The sequence below is a fragment of the Nocardia vinacea NBRC 16497 genome, assembly GCF_000308835.1.
GTDB lineage: Bacteria > Actinomycetota > Actinomycetes > Mycobacteriales > Mycobacteriaceae > Nocardia > Nocardia vinacea.
Window position 1 is genome coordinate 1 of the sequence record NZ_BAGN01000145.1, and the last position, 5,840, is coordinate 5,840.

At 66.0% G+C, this 5,840-nt stretch carries 7 protein-coding genes; 3 read left to right on the forward strand and 4 right to left on the reverse strand.

Translation table 11 applies throughout. The annotated features are described in order from the left end of the window. Positions 1-212 precede the first annotated feature (212 nt). Positions 213-842, reverse strand: a complete 630-nt coding sequence (locus ON44_RS19550; RefSeq protein ID WP_040692108.1) for a riboflavin synthase — start codon at positions 840-842, stop codon at positions 213-215. Positions 843-1,420: 578 nt separating this feature from the next. Between ON44_RS19550 and ON44_RS19555 the strand changes: the two genes are divergently transcribed. Further along, on the forward strand, positions 1,421-1,891 hold the full coding sequence (locus ON44_RS19555; RefSeq protein WP_040692111.1) for a hypothetical protein: 471 nt from the start codon (positions 1,421-1,423) through the stop codon (positions 1,889-1,891). A 12-nt stretch (positions 1,892-1,903) separates the two neighbouring features. Here the strand turns inward: ON44_RS19555 and rpe are convergent, their stop codons facing one another. Further along, positions 1,904-2,560 (reverse strand): ribulose-phosphate 3-epimerase, encoded by a 657-nt coding sequence (gene rpe / locus ON44_RS19560; RefSeq protein WP_040692114.1) that lies wholly within the window; start codon positions 2,558-2,560, stop codon positions 1,904-1,906. Positions 2,561-2,656: 96 nt separating this feature from the next. Between rpe and ON44_RS19565 the strand changes: the two genes are divergently transcribed. Then, positions 2,657-3,079, forward strand: a complete 423-nt coding sequence (locus ON44_RS19565; protein ID WP_040692115.1) for an ATP-binding protein — start codon at positions 2,657-2,659, stop codon at positions 3,077-3,079. A gap of 53 nt (positions 3,080-3,132) precedes the next feature. After that, positions 3,133-3,936, forward strand: a complete 804-nt coding sequence (locus tag ON44_RS19570; protein ID WP_373283178.1) for an RNA polymerase sigma factor SigF — start codon at positions 3,133-3,135, stop codon at positions 3,934-3,936. 6 nt (positions 3,937-3,942) lie between these two features. On the opposite strand, the gene ON44_RS19575 is transcribed toward ON44_RS19570, so the two are convergent. Together ON44_RS19575 and ON44_RS19580 are read right to left on the reverse strand one after the other, a co-directional pair. After that, entirely contained in the window at positions 3,943-4,284 is a 342-nt protein-coding gene (locus ON44_RS19575) for an MmcQ/YjbR family DNA-binding protein (protein ID WP_040692116.1), read from the reverse strand. Positions 4,285-4,366: 82 nt separating this feature from the next. Beyond that, positions 4,367-5,692, reverse strand: a complete 1,326-nt coding sequence (locus ON44_RS19580; protein ID WP_040692117.1) for an RsmB/NOP family class I SAM-dependent RNA methyltransferase — start codon at positions 5,690-5,692, stop codon at positions 4,367-4,369. Positions 5,693-5,840: the final 148 nt, after the last annotated feature.

The window sequence follows — 5,840 nt, forward strand, 5'->3', positions numbered from 1 at the left end:
GCTATAAGCCGACGCTGAGCCGCCCGACCAGCCACCACGGAGCGAGCCTTACGAGCGACGTTCGCGGCCCGTCTCGCGTCCGAGCGGTCGAGGCGCATGCGACGCAGTCGCGAGTCTCGACCGCGCCGCCAGCGACTGCTTGCAGGTCGCTCGAAAGGGTCGGACGCGAGACATCCGGGGGCCGCGAACACGCCGCGCAGCAGGCGCGGCAATTAGACAGAGCCGCGCTGTTGGAGGCGTTCGACGTACTTGGCGATGACATCGACTTCCAGGTTCACCTTGGTACCGACGGCGGCGGCACCGAGGTTCGTCATGGACAGGGTGGTCGGGATCAGCGAGACCTCGAACCAGTCGCGATTGCCGTCGGCGGCGGGCGCGTCGGCGATACCGAGGCCCGAGACGGTCAGCGAGATACCGTCGACGGTGATCGAACCCTTCTCCACTACATAGCGGGCGATCGCGACGGGCAACGAGATCCGCACGACCTCCCAGTTCTCCGAGGGCGTGCGCGCGAGCACGGTGCCGGTGCCGTCGACGTGGCCCTGCACCAAATGGCCGCCGAGCCTGCTGTTCAGTGCGGCCGCACGCTCGAGATTCACCCGCGAACCCGTGCCGAGTCCGCCGATGCTGGAGCGGTTCAGCGTCTCCTGCATCACGTCCACGGTGAACGAATCGCCGTCGACCACGTCGACAACGGTCAGGCAGACGCCGTTGACGGCGATCGAATCACCGTGTCCGGCATCGGAAGTGACCAGCTTGCCCCGGATCGTCAGCCGAGCGGCATCGGCCAACTCTTCGGTGGCCACGATCTCGCCGAGTTCCTCGACGATGCCTGTGAACATGCCTTGACTCCCTGTCGCGTCGTTTCTACGGTTGCCGAACACCCGGGATCCGACGACTATTCCCGTCGGTACGCCGATCCCTCCTCAGCCTAACGACGCCGGGTCGTAGACGACACCGCGGTTCCAACCAGCGGTCGGTCGATACCGTGGCTCGGCAAGCCCCTGGGGAAGCAGACCGCAGGGCACCTCAGGCCGCGCCGAACCAGCGGCAATTATTTTTCGAAGCGAAATAGTGCACTGCCGTGTGAAAAAGTCGCCGCTTCCCCGCCGACGACATTTATTCATTCCCATTTTCGTGACCACACGAATCGATTTCATCCATCGCGCATAGAGTCGAACAGGTAGTAATACCCAGCCGAGACACACTTACACCAAAACCTTGCGCGGGCCCGAAAATGGTCGCAAGATTGTTATGTAGCTGATTCCTATCGTTCAACTTCGACTCGAGCAGTTCAGTGCGGAACGGTTCGACCCGGTCCCGACGCGGTCCGGCGAGTTCGACCCAGGGAAATCCACCACTCGAGGAAGCTGGATACAGCAGTGGGTCAAATCAGGTTCGACACTTATGGGGGTGTTGCGTGACCACTCTTGTCGATTCGACGCTGGAAGTTCGCTGTGTGCAATACCGACGTGAATTCCATATGCCGGCATCGATCGACCCGACGTCCCGCCGCATCCTCCTCCATATCGGCACCCATTACGGCGCTATAACGATGCCCGCAGAGCTGGGCGAACAGGTGCAGCAGCAGCTCACCCAGGCGCAGATCGCGGCACCGGTGGTGCACCATCCGCGAGCCAGGCGCTGGACCTTCATCACCGGCCCCGTCCGACCCGATACCCTCAGCGCGGCCATCTCCGCGGAGCTGTTCCGGCTCTACGCGACCGTCGCCTGCACGGGGAGCCAGGTCGTGCTGCCCTCACCGGATGACGAGCGCACCGGCTATCGCACGTGGATCCAGCCGCCGGAGAACGCGACGACCCTGCCACCGCTCAACGCGGTGATCGAGGCGACGCGTGCCATCGGCAGCCGGAAAGTGCCCGCCCGCTAGGAGATTCGCGTCCTAGGAGCTGCGCAGCGCCGCGGCCTGCTGCCGCAGCTTTTCCACGGCCGCACCCGGATCAGCGGTGTTGTAGACCGCAGATCCGGCGACGAAACAATCGATGCCCGCTTCCGCGGCGGCCTCGATCGTGTCGGCATTGATGCCGCCGTCGATTTCCACGATCAACCGCAGTTCGCCCGCGTCCACCAGTCGACGCACGATCCGCGCCTTTTCCAGCACACCCGCAATGAACGACTGTCCGCCGAAGCCCGGCTCCACGCTCATCACCAGCAGTGTGTCGAAGTCGCGCAGGATTTCCAGATACGGCTCGATCGGCGTATTCGGCTTCACCGAAAGACCGGCCTTGGCGCCGGCCGCGCGAATATCGCGCGCGACCGCGATCGGATCGTCGGTCGCCTCGGCATGGAAGGTGACGTTGTACGCACCCGCCTCCGCGTAGGGCGGAGCCCAGCGGGCCGGATCCTCGATCATCAGATGGCAGTCGAGCGGAATGTCGGTGGCCTTCAACAAACTTTCGACCACCGGGAGTCCGAGAGTGAGATTCGGCACGAAGTGTGCGTCCATCACATCGACATGCAACCAATCCGCACCTTGCACTGCATTCGCCTCATCCGCGAGGCGTGCGAAGTCGGCGGAGAGGATGGACGGGGCGATCATCGGCGTGGTCGGGCGCGTAAACGTCGAAGAGGACACATCGCGGGAGCTTACCGGTACCTAGGGTTGCTCCGGCCGGGAGTGGGTAGCCTGCATAGGGTGATCAACATTTCGGCGGAACAGGGGCTCTACAGCACCCCGGTGGAGATTCGGGTGGCTGCGTCGGTGACGCAGCTGCCGATCGTGCGCGGGCTCGCCGAAACACTGGTGCTGCTCAGCGATTTCACCCTCGACGAGGTGGCCGACATCCGGTTGGCCGTGGACGAGGTGTGCTCGACGCTGATCGCGGTCGCAGCACCGGCGACCAGCCTGCACTGCCGGTTCACGGTGGGTGACACCGAATTGCTCGTCAAGGTCACCGGCCTCGCGGGAACGGAGGGGCTGCCGGATCAGCGCAGCTTCGGCTGGCATGTGCTGCGTACCCTCACCGATGAAGTACAAGCGACACAGGACCCATTCGACTCGGCCGCATCCGGATATCCGACGACGGTGGAGTTCCGTCGGGTCCGGGGGAAAGCGTAGTGGCGGACGAGAAAACCGTGTCCAACGCCGAGCGAGACGACGATGCCGAACCCGTGCTGACCGAAGAGGCCGCCGAGGAAGTCGAAACCCTCCAGGCGTCCGGTGCGGGTTACGACGATGTCGGTGCGCTGTTCGAGCAGCTCGCCGCCAGCAAACCGGGTACCGCGCGGCATACCGCATTGCGTGCCGAGCTGATCAGCCGGTGCATTCCGCTCGCGGATCACATCGCCCGCAAATTCAGTGGGCGCGGTGAGCCGTTCGACGATCTCACGCAGGTGGCGCGGGTCGGTTTGGTGCACGCGGTGGACCGTTTCGATATTTCGCGCGGCTCGAACTTCCTGTCCTTCGCGGTGCCGACGATCATGGGTGAGGTGCGTCGCTATTTTCGCGACAACACCTGGGCCATGCGGGTACCGAGACGGGTGAAGGAGACGCATCTGCGCATCGGCGCGGCCATCGACGCGCTCTCGCAATCCCTCGGCCGCTCCCCGACCGCGAAAGAGATTGCGGCCGAACTCGATGTGGATCCCGACGAGGTGACCCAGGCCGTCATCGCGGGCAACGCCTACCAGCCGAGCTCCATCGACGCCGCCTCACTCGGCCGCGATACCGAGGCATCGCTGCTGGACACGCTCGGCGAGGAGGAATCCCAATTCGACCGGGTGGAAGAGTATGTCGCGATCCGTCCGCTGCTCGCCGGACTTCCGGAACGCGAACGCCGCATCCTGACCATGCGGTTCTTCGAATCGATGACGCAGACCCAGATCGCCCAGCGCATGGGTATCTCGCAGATGCACGTTTCGCGCATTCTTGCAAAAACCCTTGCCCGCCTGCGCGAACAGTCGGCCCGCGACTGAACGGAGTCAGCGCGCCTGCTGTTTGCGGAGTTTCGCGGGCGCAGACAACCACCAGGCGGCGTCGAGCAGCTCCCGGAGTTGATCGGGCTCGATCCGGTCGAGGTCGATGAGGATGTAGGGATATCCGTCATAGTGCGGGGTGGTGTAGAAGGCCGGGTCACCGGAGGTGAGCATGGCCTCCTTCTCCGCCATCTCGCACAGCAGCACGAGTCCCCCCTCGGCCTCCGACCGCAACCGCGCGAACCCCTTACCGCTCACCTTCAGCGCGGGACTGCGCCACCACGTCGATTCCGCCACCTCGGGAAGTTCGGTCGCCAGCACCACCACCTGCGCCCATGTCATCGCCATGCGATCAGTCTGCGCCGCCGACCTGCCCGAGTCTTGGACGAATGTCGCCTCGGAGTGTGGACTTGCCACCTGGGGTCAGGAGCTACTCGAGAGGCTTGCGCAAGGCGGCCAGGAACATGGCGTCGGTACCGTGGCGGTGCGGCCAGAGTTGGGCGCCCGGCCCATCGCCGATATCGCTGACGCCGGGGAGGAGGTCGCGGGTGTCGAGTTGGATGGCGCCGGTGCGGCGGGCAGCATCGGCGACAACCGCGACGGTCTCCAAGAGGTGTGGGGAGCAGGTCGAGTAGAGGACTACGCCGCCGGGGCGCAGGAGATCCCATGCGGCGGCGAGGAGTTCGCGTTGCAGGATGACCAGTTCGGCGACGTCGGCGGGCGTGCGCCGCCAGCGGGCCTCCGGGCGGCGACGCAGTGCGCCGAGGCCGGTGCACGGGGCGTCTACGAGGATCCGGTCGTAGCCAGGAGCGAGGCCGCTGTTGCGGCCGTCGGCGACGTGCACGTCGACGGGCAGATCGTGAACGGTCTTGCGGACCAGCTCGGCACGGTGTTCGGCCGGTTCCACCGCGTCCACGCGATGGCCGTCGATTGCAGCGATCGCGCCGAGCAGTGCCGCCTTGCCACCGGGTCCGGCGCACAGATCGAGCCAGCGGCCGTTGTCCGTACCTTCCAGTTCTGCTCGGGTCAGCGCGAGCGCGACGAGTTGACTGCCCTCGTCCTGTACTGCCGCCATACCTTCGCGGACCGGCTCCAGCTTGCCCGGATCGCCGCCGCCTTCGAGGTAGACCGCGTACGGCGACCACTTGCCCTCTTCGCCGCCCGTCACCAGGGCCAGTTCCTCGGCGGTGATATCGCCGGGACGAGCTACCAGATGCACGATCGGACGAGCATCGTCGGCTGCCAGCACGTCCCGCAGCTCCCCGGCCCGCGCGCCGAGCGCATCCGCGAATGCCTGCGCGATCCACACCGGATGCGCGAATTCGAATGCCAACCGGCCCACCGGATCTCGCGGCGCGAGTTCATCCACCCACTCGTCGACGGACTTCTCCCCCGCCCGCCGCAGCACGGCATTCACGAAACCCGCTTTGCCCGCACCGAACTCCGTGCGCGCCAATGCCACCGACGTATCCACCGCCGCATGCGCCCCGATCCGGGTGCGCAGCAACTGATACGCCCCGAGCCGCAGCACATCCAGCAGCGGCCCATCGATCTCGTCAACCGGCCGCCCAGCACCCGCCGCGATCACCGCATCCAGCAGCCCGAGCGAACGGCAGGCCCCGTAGGTCAGTTCTGTCGCCAACGCCGCATCCCGCCCCGAAATCCGACGCTCCCGCAGCAGCCCTGGCAGCACGAGATTCGCGTAAGCCTCCCGCTCCCGTACCGCCCGCAACACATCCCGCGCCGCAAGCCGCACCGGATCGCCGTGCGCTGCCGAATCCTTTTGCCGCCCGCGACCTTTCGGCGCATCGACACGCCTGTCCGAAGCGCCACCGGCTCGGCCCGCCGTTGCCGCCGAACCCCGCGCACGATTCGAACGCCGCTCATCACCACCCGCAGCCTGG